This is a genomic window from Asticcacaulis aquihabitans, from assembly GCF_032490435.1.
Classification (GTDB): domain Bacteria; phylum Pseudomonadota; class Alphaproteobacteria; order Caulobacterales; family Caulobacteraceae; genus Asticcacaulis.
In genome coordinates this window covers 683,784-700,777 of sequence record NZ_JAVGWM010000004.1, presented here as the reverse complement: position 1 = coordinate 700,777, position 16,994 = coordinate 683,784, and the positions used below count along the sequence as shown (strand labels likewise).

General features: G+C 58.2%; 13 protein-coding genes. 6 read left to right on the top strand and 7 right to left on the bottom strand.

Features of this window, described 5'->3' with window-relative positions; all coding sequences use genetic code 11:
* The first annotated feature begins 14 nt into the window (after nt 1-14).
* Nucleotides 15-1,388 carry an XAC2610-related protein gene (locus RCJ00_RS17565; RefSeq protein WP_316223570.1) on the top strand — a complete coding sequence of 458 codons (1,374 nt, stop codon included), beginning with the start codon at nt 15-17 and terminating at the stop codon, nt 1,386-1,388.
* Between the two features lie 49 nt (nt 1,389-1,437).
* Here the strand turns inward: RCJ00_RS17565 and RCJ00_RS17560 are convergent, their stop codons facing one another.
* From RCJ00_RS17560 to RCJ00_RS17545, 4 genes are all read right to left on the bottom strand, one after another.
* On the bottom strand, nt 1,438-2,469 hold the full coding sequence (locus RCJ00_RS17560) for a cupin-like domain-containing protein (RefSeq protein ID WP_316223569.1): 1,032 nt from the start codon (nt 2,467-2,469) through the stop codon (nt 1,438-1,440).
* Between the two features lie 4 nt (nt 2,470-2,473).
* Nucleotides 2,474-3,229 (bottom strand): SapC family protein, encoded by a 756-nt coding sequence (locus RCJ00_RS17555; RefSeq protein ID WP_316223567.1) that lies wholly within the window; start codon nt 3,227-3,229, stop codon nt 2,474-2,476.
* A gap of 1 nt (nt 3,230) precedes the next feature.
* Nucleotides 3,231-4,721 (bottom strand): tryptophan halogenase family protein, encoded by a 1,491-nt coding sequence (locus tag RCJ00_RS17550; RefSeq protein WP_411267560.1) that lies wholly within the window; start codon nt 4,719-4,721, stop codon nt 3,231-3,233.
* Nucleotides 4,722-4,818: 97 nt separating this feature from the next.
* Nucleotides 4,819-7,989 (bottom strand): TonB-dependent receptor, encoded by a 3,171-nt coding sequence (locus RCJ00_RS17545; protein WP_316223565.1) that lies wholly within the window; start codon nt 7,987-7,989, stop codon nt 4,819-4,821.
* Between the two features lie 953 nt (nt 7,990-8,942).
* On the opposite strand from RCJ00_RS17545, the gene RCJ00_RS17540 reads away from it, so the two are divergent.
* On the top strand, nt 8,943-10,037 hold the full coding sequence (locus RCJ00_RS17540; protein WP_316223564.1) for an NAD(P)H-dependent flavin oxidoreductase: 1,095 nt from the start codon (nt 8,943-8,945) through the stop codon (nt 10,035-10,037).
* A gap of 11 nt (nt 10,038-10,048) precedes the next feature.
* Here the strand turns inward: RCJ00_RS17540 and RCJ00_RS17535 are convergent, their stop codons facing one another.
* The 3 genes from RCJ00_RS17535 to RCJ00_RS17525 all read right to left on the bottom strand — a co-directional run bounded on the left by RCJ00_RS17535 (nt 10,049) and on the right by RCJ00_RS17525 (nt 13,272).
* Nucleotides 10,049-10,588 (bottom strand): uracil-DNA glycosylase family protein, encoded by a 540-nt coding sequence (locus RCJ00_RS17535; RefSeq protein ID WP_316223563.1) that lies wholly within the window; start codon nt 10,586-10,588, stop codon nt 10,049-10,051.
* A 44-nt stretch (nt 10,589-10,632) separates the two neighbouring features.
* A complete protein-coding gene (locus RCJ00_RS17530) occupies nt 10,633-11,757 on the bottom strand; it encodes a heavy metal-binding domain-containing protein (RefSeq protein WP_316223562.1) in 1,125 nt (374 codons plus the stop codon).
* 570 nt (nt 11,758-12,327) lie between these two features.
* Nucleotides 12,328-13,272, bottom strand: a complete 945-nt coding sequence (locus tag RCJ00_RS17525) for a hypothetical protein (protein ID WP_316223560.1) — start codon at nt 13,270-13,272, stop codon at nt 12,328-12,330.
* 233 nt (nt 13,273-13,505) lie between these two features.
* On the opposite strand from RCJ00_RS17525, the gene RCJ00_RS17520 reads away from it, so the two are divergent.
* The 4 genes from RCJ00_RS17520 to RCJ00_RS17505 all read left to right on the top strand — a co-directional run bounded on the left by RCJ00_RS17520 (nt 13,506) and on the right by RCJ00_RS17505 (nt 16,969).
* On the top strand, nt 13,506-14,852 hold the full coding sequence (locus RCJ00_RS17520) for a glycoside hydrolase family 27 protein (RefSeq protein WP_316223559.1): 1,347 nt from the start codon (nt 13,506-13,508) through the stop codon (nt 14,850-14,852).
* Nucleotides 14,853-14,898: 46 nt separating this feature from the next.
* Complete coding sequence (locus tag RCJ00_RS17515; protein WP_316223558.1) at nt 14,899-15,663, top strand: helix-turn-helix transcriptional regulator; 765 nt, start codon at nt 14,899-14,901, stop codon at nt 15,661-15,663.
* 120 nt (nt 15,664-15,783) lie between these two features.
* Entirely contained in the window at nt 15,784-16,035 is a 252-nt protein-coding gene (locus tag RCJ00_RS17510) for a hypothetical protein (protein ID WP_316223556.1), read from the top strand.
* Between the two features lie 196 nt (nt 16,036-16,231).
* Nucleotides 16,232-16,969, top strand: coding sequence for a LuxR family transcriptional regulator (locus RCJ00_RS17505; protein WP_316223555.1), 738 nt, complete (start codon nt 16,232-16,234; stop codon nt 16,967-16,969).
* Nucleotides 16,970-16,994 lie beyond the last annotated feature (25 nt).

Here is a 16,994-nt window from a genome sequence, read left to right as displayed (position 1 = left end):
TATCGGAGCGCTGGATGAATAGAATGATGTTTGGCGTGGCGTTTTTATCCCTGGCGGTCCTGGCGGGAAGCACTGCGGCGGGAGGGGCGCACGACCCGACGGATGCCGGGATCGCGCCGGGGATTTATCGCCTCGAGGCATCACAAGACCATCCGAAACCTGCGCCCTCGCAAGACACCCGATACCGGAAAATCGCGAATATTTATAAATCCGCCCTGCCGGAAGGGGCTGGGGTGACATACGCCGTCGTCACCGCAGGGCATTCGGAGACCCGGATTCAGTTCATCGGCCGGGCGGTGGGGCAGACGCAGACCGACGCAGGCGGGCGCATCTGCCAGGCCTACGCCTTCCCCGGATGGAACGCCTATAGCGACAACCAGCCCTTTTGCCGCAGTGAAACAGCCGCCGAGGCCGGATTTCAGCCCCTGCCTAACGGTTTCGTTTTCTCCCAACCGGATGAAACGGCGTCGGGTCGCTCCGAATTTATACCGCCGGAGCGAAAGCCGACGGCACAAGAGACGGGCGCCTGCGCCGTCAGTGACGTTTGTGCGCCGGAAGCCTTTGGCTATACGGTGACCTATGAGACCGTGACGCACCAAAGCGACAGATTTGCCCTGCAGGCATCGCATCCCTATACCGATCTGATCTATCTAGGGCACGAGGTAAAGGCGGGGTTGGGGCCAAATCCGGACCAGCGGACCGTCGCGTTGCCGCAGGGCAGTTTCGTTGCCGTACTCAAGACGGAGGCGGACTGGATCGAAGGCGATCAGGTCACCCCTTCCGGCCAGACGGTTCGTATATGGCTGCGGCGCGAGGACCTGATCGATGGCCGGTGGGTCGGGCAAAAAGCGATGACCGGGGCCTACAGTTTCGACGTCGCCGTCGAAGGCGACGATGATATGATGCATGCGGTGGCCTTACGCGTGCGCGAGCGCAAAACCGGACGAACGGTGCAGACTCTTTTCAACATCGAGACGGAAGAGAGGCAGGACGATGCCGATGCTCTGCTCCAGGTATGGGACGCCAACTTCGACGGCCAGCCAGACCTGTCCCTTAGGGCGCAGTCTGGGGGCGCGGGGCCGAACTCTACCGAGAACGTTTTTCTCTTCGATCCGAAGACGAAGCGGTTTGTGTTTGACGAAACCCTGTCTCAATTGCCGCAGCTGGGGGTCGATCCGAGACGAAAAACGATCACCTCAGCCGAGCGGGACGGGTGTTGCGACCACAGCTCAATGACCTATCGCTATGTCCGGGGGAAGCTGACGACAGTGGCAAGCTGGCGTCAATATATCACTGCCGACGGTCAGTGGCTCATCACCGAGACCGGCCGCCTTGTTAAGGGCCGTATGCGCCATCATACTGTTCGAAAGGCCTACGCCGGCGAGTAACGGTCAAGCCAGGCGCGCCCTATGAGACGCCGGCTCACTTTTCGGTCCGTTATCGGTTCAAGCGCTTGAGAAGCATGGCGCGCAGGCGGCGCGCCTTCATGTCATCCATCGGCCCCAGATTGCCGCGCGCCACCTCGGGCAGATGCGCGCCGGCGGTTTCGGCGGGGCCAAAAACGTAGTAGTCGAACAGTTCCCGCCACGCCGCCTTTTCGGGCGCCGGCCGGTCACGCAGCGACAACATGGCGTGCAATAATGTGGTCTGGGGCGTATCCATGAACGCGGGCGACGTATTCCACCAGTAATTGATCAAAATGTTGAACGGGTCGAGCGCTTCGACGTGGTGCCACCATAGGGCGGGATAGAACAGCACATCACCCGGTTCCAGTTCCGCCACCTGCCCCGCCGCCTGCGCGTTGCGGAACCGCGGATAGCGATCGAAATCGGGCGCATTGAAATCGACCATGCTAAGCACCTGCCCGCCTGGCGTCGGCTCGAGCGGTCCCGGATAGAGATTGTGGACCTGATCCGGCGGAAACAGCGTGAATCTCCGCCGCCCGGCCACGCACACCGCCAGATTATGCGACATATCGTAATGCGCCGTGGCCGTTGTGCGATTGCCTATCCAGATGCTGGCCAGCGGCGGATTGGCAGCAAACATCGGGTGGTTGAGAACCAGTTCGTCATGCAACCTCAGTCCCGGCAGGAACAGATCAAGATCGGTCGATCCGATATAGAAGGATGGCGGATTTGGGTTGTCGAGATGGGTGCTTATCTGATCGAGGGCGTCCCTGAGGTCGGATTGACCACCCTGGAAATTGAGACCGGTAACCTCGTCGTTATAAAAGAAACGCCCGCCCACTTCGGGCTCGGCGACAAAAAGTGTCACCGGCCGTCCCTGATAGAAGCCCTTAAGATAGTCCATGGCGGCCTGAGCCGAGACGAGTCCGGCCTGCACCAATGGCCAATCGCGCGCAACGCCTTTAAGGATGACCGGCGCCTGCGCTGCCATCAGGTCGTCATAGGGGATTTGATCCGGTGCCACGCCGGTAACAGCGCGGCTTTTGGCGATGACGCCCGACATGCGGTTACGCCCCTTGCAGTTTACGGCTCTTGAGCGAAATCAGTTGCTGGACATTGGCCAGTGACGTCAGCACCTGGAACGCCAACCCCAAGTAGCCGCGCGCATTGAGCCCTGCCAAAACCGCGCCATCCAGGTGCGCTAACGCCTCGGCATTGATCGAGAACAGGTCGGGGATATCGTAGCCCGTGTCATCGTTAATCTGGATGTCGACCTTGACCGGCGCAAGAAGGCCGGCATCGATCCAGGCGCCGAAAACATCATCGTTGATGGTCAGGCCGTTATGAAGCGCCTGCAAAATCTGAATGTGCTGTTCCAGGAGAGGGGCATTGCCGCCATGCGGCAGAAACAGAGGAATGCCCTCAGTTCGGCTGAGGCGCGGATGCGCCGGATCTATCAGCACCATCGGCGTGTCGCCATCGACGCCTTCGCGAAAGCCGAGCAGGAAGGGGCCGCGTGCCCGCTCTGCCGGAACATAGCGTGCATTCCACCCGTTGCCATCAAGGAACAGGTTCTCATCCCGGTCGAAGCCAAGCAAGGCTACGGCATAGACGCTGCCTTGCGCGTCCTTTCGGAAAAAGATGGGATATTCACGTTGGACCTCGGCGAATTCGTTCGGGTAAACGCGAACCTGATTTACCGCGTCCCCCCAGGCGGCGGCATGGCCAGGAATGAGACGCAGGTCGTGATGTTCGACATTGTCAAGCAGCGTGGGTTTACGGTCTTCCATAATCGGCAGGTCCATGGGCGGGTTGGATGGCATCTTACACTATAGCGGTTGGGCAATATTGCTTCAGGAAAGCGTCTTGAGGCAACATTTTGGCCACGGTATCATCAATGGTCGATTTCAATCCCGCAAAAACCTGTTTCAGTTCGTCCTCGTTCATTAACGCGCCCAGACGATGCCATCCCTTCGGCTCAAGTCTTTGCCCGAGCATGACCTGCGCCCAAGAGTCGGTCCGGAACAATTCGCCTGGTCCCTGATAGGCCACACCGGATTCCCGGAAAAGCTCGATCCGCTCTTTCAATGAGTCGGGCACGTCCATGCTTGCGTTTTCCCGCCAGAACGCGCTATCGCTCCGCTCCATCAGTTTATAGTGCAAAATGACGAAATCACGCGCGTATTCAATCTCTTGCTGTGCCAACCTGTTATAATGCGCCACCAGCGTATCGTTAATTCCGAAGAACGGAAAATTCTGAACGAGATCCAGCACAGACTTTTGAAACAAGTGAATACTCGTGGACTCAAGCGGTTCAATGAAGCCGCTGGCCAGCCCCACCGCGACACAATTTTTGTTCCATATCTGTTTACGCCTGCCGGTTCGGTATTTGATCAGCCGTGGCGTGTTTATCGCCGGCGCATCCAGACTTGCCATTAGGCGCGCCTGGGCATCCTCATCCGACAGGTGCGCGCTCGAATAAATCAGGCCATTTCCAACGCGGCTTTGAAGCGGAATGCGCCAACGCCATCCGTCGGCATGAGCAATGGATTTCGTGTAGGGCAATGGGGGGCCGGCTGGCTGGGTTTGCACGGCCACCGCCCTGTCCGTGCGGAGCCAGTGCGTCCAATCCTCATACCCCGTATGCAGTGTTTCTTCGATCAGGAGACCGCGAAAGCCCGTGCAGTCGATAAATAGGTCGCCCGGTATTACGTCTCCGCTAGCCAGGGTGACCGAGGTTATGAATCCGGTTTCCGCCTGCTGCTGGACGCTCTTAATCTCGCCTTCGTGCCGCTTGACGCCCCCAGCCTCGCTTAACTTCCGCAGATATTTGCCATACATCACCGCATCGAAGTGGTAGGCATAATTGATCGGCAAGTTCTTATGAATTTGGAATTTTCCGGCCTTTGCGGCCTTTGTCTCCAGGCTGTAATCATCCAGCGATCCACCGATGCCCCTGGATCGACCTTCAAGCCAGATATTGTAGAAGTGCCCCATCCAGGGCGATTTGCCGATGGTGCCGAAGGAGTGAAAATACTGGTCACCCTCGCGTGCCCAATTTTCAAACGCGATCCCCAGTTTGAAGGTCGCATCTGTCTCACGCATGAACGCCTGTTCGTCGACGCTGATGAGATGATGGAAGGCGCGTACCGTCGGAATTGTGGCTTCGCCGACACCAATGATACCGATATCCGCGGATTCAATAAGAGTTATATCCAAGACGGGACCGAGTAGACGCGACAGGGCCGCGGCCGCACACCAGCCTGCCGTACCGCCACCGGCGATAACGACCTTTTTTACACCCTGTGCATTCATCTGCCTGCCTCGTTTTTTCGCATGTCTGGCTGCTTTTAGAAAAAAGGAAGGCCGCATGGTTATGCGGCCTTCCCATCAAGATAAAACCGTTTCTGGTTTAGAACTTGTAACGAAGACCTACGTCGTAACGTGTATCGAGTTCCTGATACATGACAACGTCGGTCGGCACGCGGATATATTGCACGACATGACCTTTATTGATGTTCAAGGCTTCGAACGTCAGCATGAGGTTAGGCCTGATTTCATAGTTCAGGGTTGCATCCCACTGGCCGTAGGCCGCGACATAACGACCGCCGTTTTGCGAGGCATTGGCCTGCGCCAGATACTTATCGCGCCAGTTGTACACGATACGGCCTTCGAAGCCGTACTTCTCGTAGATACCTGTAATGTTGTAGGTATTGCTGAGACCTTCCAGCGCGAACTGGTTGCTGCCGAGCGGATCGGCGGCGTCGTTGAGGCTCACATCACCATTGACCGTGGTGGCGCTTGCCGCAACGCCGAAGCCGGTGTCACCGAAGAAGTGCTGCACAGCGAATTCGAAACCATCAATATTGGCGGTGTGGTTATTGATCGGTTGCGACAAGGTGAACGTTGCCAGAGGATCACTGCTGTTGCTGGCGACCTTCCAGTTCGGATTACCCCACAGATATACCGAAAGCGCATCCGTGTCAGGGGACACGTGGCCGTCCGGAGCGGTTTTGGCGTTCCATTCGGCTATCGCCGTCGCCACATTCCCGCCGGCCTGATCGATCAGGATCGTCATGGCAGACAGATTATTGGTGTTGGTCGCCGCGCCGAGTCCCTTAAGCGCGGTAGCAGCGGCGCCGGAGCGCGTGCCCGCCTTGCCGGACGCCGGATCGGTTATACCGAACAGGTTGGTCGTGGTCGTGCCGTTACCGATGAAGTTTTGCACGGCCTTGCGATAGTAGCCCAACGATACATAGTTGTTCTTACCGTAGTACCATTCCGCCGAGACGTCGAAGTTTTCAGAGACCAGAGGCTTCAGAGCCGGGTTGCCGGACGAGGCCGTATAAATGCCGCCATTGTAGCTTGCATCGCCTGGCGCGTTAACGCCGGTCGTTGCATACATCGAGCTGTATTGCGGACGCGCATTCGTCACCGAGAACGACATACGACCAATAAAACTGTCCGTGATATTCATCGACATGTCGAGGCTGGGCAACAGGTTGCTATAGTGGGACTTAACACTATAGGGCTGAACGTCCGATCCCTGAATGACAGAGAAGTTATTCTTCTGATCCCAGCGCAGGCCGGTGGGGATGTTCTGATAGGCGGTAACCGTTACCTGAGTGTCTTCATAACGCACACCCGCCAAAATCTTCACGGGACGGGCCAGGAATTCGCCCTTCATGGAGAATTGCGCATAGGCTGCAGTTACCTGTTCTTCAACTTCGTTGTGATTGAAGCCGTTGAGCTTAGGCGTGTTCGCCTTGGCACCACCTGATGGCAGGACATTCGCGAAGCCGGCGCTGCCGTAATATGCCTTCAGACCCGCGTAGGCGTCCACGGCGTTATAACGGTAGGCCGTACCGTTGGCGGTATCCAGATCAACCGACTGGAACTGGCAAGCCAGGCAGAAAGACTTGATGTCGGACGTGCCATACTTCTGCAAATCGCCAGGGTTAAGGCCGCCCCAATCGCCGAACTGCGCCTGATAGCCACTGAACGTCGATTCATTGACATTCTTGTAGGCATCAAGGCCGAAGCTCAACTTGCTATTGTCATCAACCGAATAGGTTGCGTCAAACTTCGCCTGCTGAATCTTGTCTGTTTGCTTTGAGAAGTACTGGTTGCTGTAGCCCGAAGCGAGCGAGGCGATGTCCTGCTTGCCAGTCACCGACTTGCTCGGATCGAGCGTGACATGCTGAACAGGTGCCGCCAGGCTGCCAAACACGGTGGTGTTGGAGGCGACGTAGGTCTGGGCCGAGCTGACGGTTACCGAAGATGATCCGTCCGGGTTGTTGCCACCTGAACTGGATTCAGACGTCGACAGATCGGCCGTCAGGGTCCAGTTGTCGCTCGGATGCCACTTCACATTCACGCCGGTCGACTTGATAGTCGATTGCACGGCACGCAGTTGGTTTTCGTAACCCTGGTCCTTGCCGGTTGGAATCGTGTCGGTGGCCGAAATGGCCGAGCTGACGATCGGGTTACCGTCAAAGGTGATCGCCTTGTACGGGCTGCGCGAATACCAGTTGGTCAGTTCGGAGCGGGCTTCTTGTTGCTCCGTATGTGTGTAGAAGCTGTTGGCCGTGATGGTCAGATCCTCGGTGGGATTCCAGCGCATGGTGACGGCGAGATTGGACCGCTTCTGTTCATTTTCGGCATAGGTCAGACGGCTGTCTGTCGGCACGGCGATCAACTGATTCGGATCGGTCGGCGCATTGGTGATGTTTGCCGCTGCAGGCGCCTGGCCGGTCGTCAGCCATTTTGCATAGGTTTGAACGTTCCAGGAATTGACCGTGTCTGAACGGGTTGAACCTGTCTTTTCCTGATAGGAACCAAAGAGAGCGACGCCGAAATTGCTGCTGTCATTCGTCCACTGATAGGCGCCGGAGATTTCAGGCGTGACGCTCTTTTTCTTGAGAACCGTCCCGAGACCCGGATTGTCCGTGCTCAACGCCTTGATGTTGAAGCTGCCTTTCTGGCCCGAATGGAGGAGCGGCTGCAGGGTAGCGACATTGATGGTGGCGCCGATGCCGCCGGAATTCAGGTCAGCGCGGCCGGTCTTGTAAACCTGAACAGCCGAAACACCATCCGATGCGATGTTGCTGAAATCGAAGGCGCGGGTGTTGCCTTGGTTGCCGTCGGCGCCTTGGCCGCCGCCGATGACGCCGATGGTGCTGGCCGGCATAATGCGGCCGTCAACCGTCGTCATGTTGTAGCCGGGGCCGAAGCCACGAACCGTGATTTGTTGGCCTTCACCGTTAACGCGGTTGATCGACACGCCGGTCACGCGTTGCAGCGAATCGGCAAGGTTGGTGTCCGGATATTTGCCGACGTCTTCGGCCGAAATGCCGTCAACGACGCCGTCCGCGTTCTTCTTGATATTCATCGAGCGTTGCAGCGAACCGCGAAGACCCGTGACAACAACGACGGTCGAGTCGTCAGCGGCCGGTGCGGCTGCGGGGGTATCCTGGGCAAAGGCTGGCGCCGCCAGCGTACACAAGGCCAGCGTGGATACGCCGCTCAAGAACGCCGCACGCACCAGTTTGCGTGCCGGTTTACGCGATACAGAATTGGTCATGTAGTCCTCCCAACATGGTTTTTTATAACATTCATCTGCTCTCCACCGCCCTGCCCGCAGATCGCGGACGCAGATGCACTAAAGCTACAGCTATCTACCGGCGGACGCAGCTTGCACGTAAGCGCGCCTGCATCCGCCGGAATTCTATGTATTTTTGGGATCGGGTCCCCTTGTAAGCGTACTTCCCAACTGGAGGCTTGTAGTGCGCAACCAAGTGCGCCTCATCCTCTCAACTCAATTGAGGATACCGCTACCATGACAACGTTGTCCGATCCAGCGTAATTTAACGTGAAAGTTTTAAATGTAAAATTTTCGCCCAATCCGTTGCAATCCTGTCACAACCCACCGTACGCCCAAGACCGCGAAGACGTGCACCTATCCATTCACACATGGCTTCTGAAAAAGCCGGGTTGACGACAGAAATCGGTCGTCAAAAGGCAATATGTGCGGACGGATCAGGCGGAAAATAGAATGGGTAACGACAAACCGGAACATCCCTCTGCAATGAGCGACCTCCCACCTCGCTGCGAGCTTAGTTGACGGGTATGAATGGACGCGCGGCACCGCGGCAAATCCGTGGTGAAGTTTACCGGCTGCACGGCAAAGCGGACTTGCCGGAGCCAATCAGCGCCATCTGGCGTTTCACCTGATGCTAGACGAGTTCTTCTAACTCAAAAAAATGCCGTCATCCCGAGGACGACGGCACAAAGGTATGGAGTTAAACAGAATTCCAGGGAGGAACGTGGCCATATAGGCCGCAAGCCATGACAGTTTCGTGTCAAATACGACGCTTTAATGGCCGCACGCGCCGGCACTCCCCGCCAGTCCAGCCGCGTAGGCGCAATATCGCGAATTCCGGGTCTGCCCAGTGGCACCAAGCACAAGTGTCACCTATTTAGAGCCAAAGCCTTGGGTTGCCAGTGAGGCGGCCTCACCTGAGACAGGCCCTGAATATGTCCCGAAATACACCGCCCCACTCCTCAACCTCCTTCCTTGATCGCCTTGGCCTGTCTGTACCGTTGGTTCAGGCACCGATGGCGGGCGTATCCACGCCTGAGTTGGCGGCCGCCGTATCGAACGCGGGCGCCCTGGGCTCGATCAGCGTTGGAGCCACAAACGCAGAGGGGGCGCGCCTGATGATCGCGGAGCTAAAATCGCGAACCGAGCGGCCGTTCAATGTCAACCTGTTCGTTCATCACACTCCAACACCTGATCCGGCGCGAGAGGCCGCCTGGCTGGACTGGTTGACGCCCCTGTTCGCAACCTTCGGAGCCGAACCGCCAAAGACGCTGCGGACAATTTACAAGAGTTTTGCCAATGACCCCGACATGCTGGCCATGCTTCTGGAAACCGCGCCGCCTGTCATAAGCTTCCATTTCGGGCTTCCCTCCGCCGACGCCATAGCCGCCCTGCGTGCGCGGGGCATTGTGCTTCTGGCCACCGCGACCAGCGTGGCCGAAGCTCGCGCCATAGAGGCGGCGGGCGTCGACGTCATCGTGGCGCAAGGGATCGAAGCCGGTGGCCATCGCGGTATGTTCGACCCGGCAGCCCCCGACGACGCACTCGGCACCATTGCATTGACCCGCCTGCTGCTTCGCGAAACGCGCCTGCCGGTCATTGCCTCAGGTGGCATAATGGATGGCGCAGGAATTGCGGCAGCGCTCGACCTCGGGGCTGTCGCGGCGCAACTTGGCACCGCCTTCATTGCCTGCTCCGAATCGGCGGCAGATGAAGCCTACCGAAAGGCCCTCACCGGACCAGACGGCTATCACACCACCCTGACAACGCTCATATCAGGACGGCCTGCGCGGGCGCTTGCCAACCGATTCACCGCATTGGCGCAGACGGTTGGCGGCCGGATAGCGCCCGATTACCCCATTGCCTATGACGCCGGTAAAGCTTTGCACGCCGCCGCCAAGGCGCAAAATGAATACGGCTTCGGCGCCCAATGGGCGGGTCAGGGCGCACCGCTGGCTCGTCCCATGCCCGCCGCCAGATTGGTGGAAACACTGCTATCCGAGCTTCGGGAATGCCGTAGGACGGTTTAACCGCTGCACCGTCAGCCGGCTGCTGACACACCTGACACTTGCGCCACGTGCGCCCTCAGGTACGGCACGACCTCGGCTTCGAACCACGGATTCTTGCGCAGCCATATACCGTTGCGCGGCGACGGATGCACCAAGGGTAGATACCCGTCACCTACATAATCGCGCCAGGCGCGGACCGTATCGCCCAGTGTGGATTTGCGCCGGTCGCCAAGATAACGCGCCTGGGCATAGGTACCGATCAGCAAGGTCAGCCTTATATTCGGTAATTCGGCTAGTACACGATCATGCCACAAGGGCGCGCATTCCGGTCGCGGTGGATTGTCCCCACCTGTTCCACGCCCGGGATAGCAAAAGCCCATCGGCACGATGGCGAATTGCGCCGGATCGTAGAAATGTTCCGGCGTTACGCCCAGCCAATCGCGCAGCCGTTTGCCAGACGCATCGTCCCATGGCGTCCCCGAAGCATGGACCTTGGTGCCCGGTGCCTGGCCCACGATCAGGATACGGGCACGCGGATCGACGCGCACTACCGGACGGGGACCGAGCGGCAAATGCGCCGCGCACACCGTGCAGGTGGCGATTTCGTCTAAGAGGGTCAGGCGCCCGCGCTGTCGGCCGGGCGCATCAGCGACATGCCCATGTCCGAATCCATCCAGGTATCCTTGTCATGAACGATGGCCTGGGCCGGCATCATCTGGGTGGCCGTGGCCATGCCCGATGCCTTGCGCACCGCCGTACCAATCGCCATGAATTCGATCAGCCCTTGACCGATTTCAATAATATAGGTCTTTACGCCAACCACCTCTTCGGCGCCGATGGAGTCGGCCTCGGCCTTGAGGCGATCCAGCGCATGTTCGCGAGCATCGTGGACCAGTGATGTCAGTTCGCTGATCTCGCCCTTGGCGAACGCTTTCAGGGCCGAAAAAATGCCGCCGACCAGACCCAGGGAATAGATGGAGGTCGACATCAGAAGCTTCATGGGCGCGTAACCAAGCGACGCCATCGACCATAGCTCCTCCCCCGTCAGGTCAGACGTGACGACATGATTGGGGTCCAGATGGGGATGGCTGGCCGCCGTACCGGTCATGACCATTTCATGAGTCCCCATCCAGGGCAGGATGGTGGTGCGTATACCAAGCACGGCGTTGGCACCATCGGCTTTGGCGGCGGAAACGATGCGATCCAGCGCCTTATGCCGCGTCTTGTTAAAAACGTCCGAATATTCCGAAATCTCGCCACGACCAATTTGCTTGAGCGCGCCAATAAAGCTGCCGCCTATACCCATCGAATAGGCAATATTGCCAAAGACATGTTGGATCGGGGTGTAGCCGGCGTCCATGTGGCAATACAGTTCCTGGGCGTTTCCGGCCGTCGTGAAGAATGGACCACCGCCCGTTTTGGCGAAGACGCACGAGCCGACGAAGAGGAATTCTGTGTTGCCGGAAAAAGCGCGCAGATCACCGGAGACACCGGCGACGCCTGAGGCGCCGTGGTTTTGGGCCTCCTTGGCCATCCGGGCGAAGGCGTGCATCCGACCGTCCTGAATGGCAGCGGTCACCTGAGGAATCTCACCCCCCAGGATATTGTTCAGCCCCGCGCCAAGCGACCCCAAAAAACCCATGGAATTGACGCTGTTGCCGACAACCAATTCACCGGCCGTATAGCCTTTCAGCGCCATGCAATAGATTTCGTTCCCCGATAAACCCGTGACCTTGGCCATGGCGGCGCTCCCTTGATGATCCGTTGCCGAGGACGTTTCGCCTCTTCGCCGATTTTGTCAATCTGCCTTCGGCGGCCTTGCGATACGCAAACCCCGCCTTATGCAGACCTTACGTAAAAGAGCGTCGCGTGCAACCGCACCATTACGTCTCAAATGGTATGGTCAGCATATGTAAACAGCGCCTGTGAAAGGGACACTCGATGTCAAGTTTGAATACCGCTCATGATCACACGCCTCTCCACCGGAGAAGCGCCCGGACCGCAGAAAACATAATCGTCGTGGTACTGGCCGCGATAGGGCTGGTCGCGTTTGGCGCATTCACACTTGTCTATCTAACAGGCATCGCCGCAGTTCTCTAGGCTCGGATCTAACCAAAGCTTTGGCCTAAAACAATTGGGGTCGAGCAATTGACGCCTCCGGCGACCATGCGGCTACCCTATCCGATAGCCGTACCCCAACCGCCGTTATGGTTTCCGAACCTGCTCTCCGTCAGCATATGCCTCGCCGCAGCATTGCTGGGCGAGGCATATGAGACCCCTGTGCTCCTTTATATCTTCGACGCACATGCTGTCAGCGGTGGTCGCGGTCCCGCGATGGATTGCGGTCGGTGTAATCCGTCTCGGATTCCGCTGTATATCCGCGCGGATGGCGAGGCGGCTCGCGAGTCTCGTTACGATCGCCATCGTCATACCGACCGTAGCCGCGGCTTTCCTGGCTGGAACTGCGATACCCGTAGTCATCGTCGCGAAAACGCGAATTGCCAAAGGTTCCGCGGTCTCGGTCAAGCTCACTGCCGTTACGCTGCTCATTGCGCCAATCGTCGTTTGGCCGCCAAGGGTGGCCATTTGCTTGAGCCGTTTCCCGCCAGTCGCGCGCCTGCCAATCGTTGTTATAGCGGTTGTCGTCGCGGTTATCTGCTCGACCATTCGCCTGCCAACCATTTTGGCGGTCATTATAATCCCGATTATCGTAGCGGCCATGTCCGTCATAACGATCGCCGCGCTGGGCGTTCGCCCGCGCTTTCTGCTGCTCGACCTCGCCGTGCGTGGGGGGAGTATTGCGGTCAGTGCGATAGCTGTCGCCATAGGCGGAATTGTCCGCCACATCTTGTTCGGCATAGTCGTCCGGACGTCTATTGGCATTGTGACCGTAGCGGGCATAGTGTCGGCCGCCTCCTTCACGATTGCCGCCGCTCGACTCGAACCGCTGAAACGAGTGGCTGTCGTCATTGTGGTGCGACGTGTCCGAGTGGATATATTGGCGGTCACCCCCTTTGGCAGTTTCGGGATCGTCTTGACCTTTGCCGTCGCGCGCATCTTCCCGCGACCGCTCGATATCAGGGGGTGTTTGAGCGTGGAAATGTTCGCGTTCATAGGTATCGCGACTCTCCTGATGCGTTGCCGCGTTTCGATCTTTGTCGCGATTATTGTCGCGCTTGATTTGCGATGCAGCGCCCTTGCGAATCTTGGCGGCGCCCTTGTCCTTGGTGACTTGTGAAGGTCCAGTAGTTGGCATGATGTCTCCTTCCCGCCAAGTCGGCGATAATGGATGTCTATGCAATGCACCTGGCATGCTGCCAATACATTGAAAAACGTCACTTTATGCCCTCCCCTCTATACTCTACGCGCCTGCCCGTAAGGTTATTATGCCGATCCGGTAGGTCTGGGTAAAAGTTTCATAAGGTCATTTTACTCTGGATTTCAGCCGCCGCCATGTTATTCCTCAGACAATTATTGCAGGAGGACATTATGACATTTACGCCCGACCGCCGTGGCCTGCTGGCCGGTTTGTCCGCCTTACCGCTGGCGACGGCAGCAGCCGCCGCACCGAAGAAAATGAGACCAAAGGCGCCGTTGCTGGCAGCCACGCCACCGATGGGCTGGAACAGCTGGAACAGTTTCGCCACCACAATCACCGAAGAGCAAGCGCTCGAAACAGCCCATATCATGGCTGAAAAGCTGCTGCCGCACGGCTACAACATCTTCACCATCGACATCCAATGGTATGAACCCGGCGCCACGGGATACGGTTACGCCGAAAAGCCCGTCCCTGTCATGGACGATCACGGCCGCCTGCTGCCAGCGCCCAACCGGTTTCCTTCGGCGGCCAAAGGTGGCTTTACTCAAATCGCCGCACAGGTTCATGCCCTGGGCCTGAAATTCGGCATCCATCTCATGCGTGGAATTCCGCGCCTCGCGGTCGAACGCAACCTGCCGATATTGGGCACGAACGTCCACGCGCGCGACATCGCCGATACAGGCAGGACCTGCACCTGGAATCCGGACATGTACGGCGTCGACATGACAAAACCCGGCGCTCAGGCCTATTATGACAGCGTGTTCGCCCTCTACGCGTCATGGGGCGTCGATTTCGTCAAAATGGACGATATGAGCCGCCCTTACGACGCAAACGCGCCGGAAATCGAAGCCGCCCATGCCGCCATCGTCAAGACCGGACGGCCGATAATGCTGAGCCTGTCACCTGGGGAGACACCGGTACCGCGCGCCGACCATGTCCGTAAATATGCGCAGATGTGGCGGATCAGCGACGATTTCTGGGACGAGTGGCCCCTGCTCCTGAGCCAATTTACGCGGCTGGAAAACTGGAACGACCACCGCGCGCCCGGATCGTGGCCGGACGCGGACATGCTGCCGCTCGGCCGGCTGGCTATGGGGCAACGCGACAGCAAGTTCACGCCCGCAGAACAGAAAACACTTATGACTCTGTGGTCCGTTGCCCGGTCACCGCTGATCATGGGCGGCGACCTGCGCCACCTCGATGACGCCACGCTCAATCTGCTGACCAATGACGAAGTGTTGGCGGTTAATCAGAACAGCCACAGCACCCAGCCGCATTTCCTGGCTGACGGGTGCCGCTTCTGGACTGCGCAGGCGGATAACGGCGATCATTATCTAGCCATGTTCAATACCTCTGACGCACCGGCTCCCACTGAAATTGGCTTCGACCTCAAGCGTATAGGCCGGGCATCGGCACGTGTGCGCGACCTATGGGCCCGCCAAAACCTGGGCATCGCCAATGGTCGTGTATCTGCCACGGTTCCGTCGCACGGCGCCGTCCTTTACCGGCTGAGCTAGCGCCCAGACGGGCTTCGTGGTACACAAGCGTAACGTGAGTATACCAATGTTCGATGCCGTCCACCGCTATCAGTTCGAAGATTTCGTCACCGACACCCACCGCGCGACGGCGGATGACGAGTTGTTCGCGCTTCTGAAACGCGCCGTAGCTCAGCATGGCTACGACCGTATCAGCCTGTGGGTCATAGACGATCCGGACCTGCCGCAACGCGTGCATGGCCGCGGGGTCCTGCACAACTTCCCGGAAGACCTGCGTACCTATTACAAAGAAAATGAATGTGATCGGTATGACCCGATCATGCTTGCCCTTCGCACCCGCACGACCAGCCTGGACTGGGAAGCACACGAAAGACAATCGGATTACAAACCGGTTCAGACCCGACTCTATGACGTGGCGCGGTCTGGCGGACTTCACAACGGCATATCGACCCCAATGTGGGGACGCAGCGGACTGCTGGCCAGTCTTGGCCTTGCCTCAACGGAGCGGCGCGACGCCACCTACGCCAATCCGGACTTGATCGCTGCGGTGACGGCCCAGTTTTACCTTAGCTACAAGCGCTTGAATGCGCATGCTCTCCCATCCCAGTCGCCGTCCCAAGCCCTCTCCCAATCCCAAGGCATAACGCCGAAACAGGCCGAAATCCTGAGTTGGGTCGCTGCCGGGAAGACCGACCAGGAAATCGCCGACATCCTGTGTATCAGCCGCAACACCGTGGATACCCATATGCGGCAAATTTTCGCCCGACTGGGCGCCCATAGCCGCGTGACGGCCGTAGTGCGCGGCATCGCGGAAGGCGTTATCCGTCCCTGACACGCCATCGAAAGCGCTTTTCCACATCTTGCGGATGGGGGGTCACGAATTCTCGTGATGGCGCGTTTTCTTTCGATATGCTTGGTTGGCGCCAGTGTGTGAAGGCTGGCAGAGGTGCATATGACCGATAAAATCAAGGCACAATCAGACAATCCAATCGCGCCGCGCAGTCATGATGACGCCGTGATGGAGGTTCTGAGCCGGCTTGATGCCTTGCGCGGGATTGCTGCGGAAACCGGCGACCAGCTTCTGGCAGAGGGCCTCAGCGACGTCTTCGATAGCTTTCTGGCGCGCTACTGCGACTCCCGTCACGCCGCGCTCGGCGCTCGGATACACCAGAATTACCACAGCGCAAAAACAGTCATGCACTAATGATTGCTACCTGTCCTGAATTTGATCTGTTCAGGGCATGTGCCGGGGGGCACGGGGGGCACGGATTGTTCGCACGTTCGGGAGGGAGACCCGACGTGCGGACAATTCGCGCATTTTGATCCCTAAATATCCGAAATGCGAGGACCGACGAACGGTAACATGCTAACAGACAGATCAACCCTGTTTACGTCAGCGCATGTTCGATTCGGTCAACCGTTACCTCTTCGAGGATTTTGTCACTGATACGGCCCACGCTCGTAATGGAGATGAGCTGTTCGGGTTTCTGCGCAAAGGTTTGGCTCAGTACGGCTATGAACGGGTCGTATTTATCGTTCGCCATGACGCCGAATTGCCGCCCGAAATGAGTGGACATGGCGTTTTTCATTCCTATCCGGAAGATTGGGTGAAATACTACGTCGAAAACGACTGCGCCGTCTATGATCCCGTCATGCGCGCCGGCCTCATACGCGATAGGCCGTTTACCTGGCAAAGCCTGGAACAAACCACGACCTACACCGCAAAGCAGACCCGTTTCATGCGTCTGGCCGAAGAGGCCGGCCTGAATAACGGGGTAGGCATCCCCATTCGCGGCGCCGCCTCAGCCATAGCGGGTGTGGGATTGGCATCATTGAACCGCCGCGACGCTACACGCCCGCATCTGGATATGCTGAATGCCCTGTGTCACCAGTTCTATGCCGTATTAAAACGGATGAACGGCCGTCCGGACCGACCCCAGCCCCACTTGTCACCGAAGGAGCGCGAGATCCTGACCTGGGTCGCCGCCGGCAAGACGGATGACGAAATCGGACTGATTTTGAGCATTAGCCGCAATACGGTGGATACGCACATGCGCGCGGTATTCCGCAAATTGAATGCCGTTAATCGGGTTACGGCGGTTGTCGTCGGCTTAACGAACGGCCATATCAGCCTCTGACCTCCCGGTTCAGAGTAAAGGACAT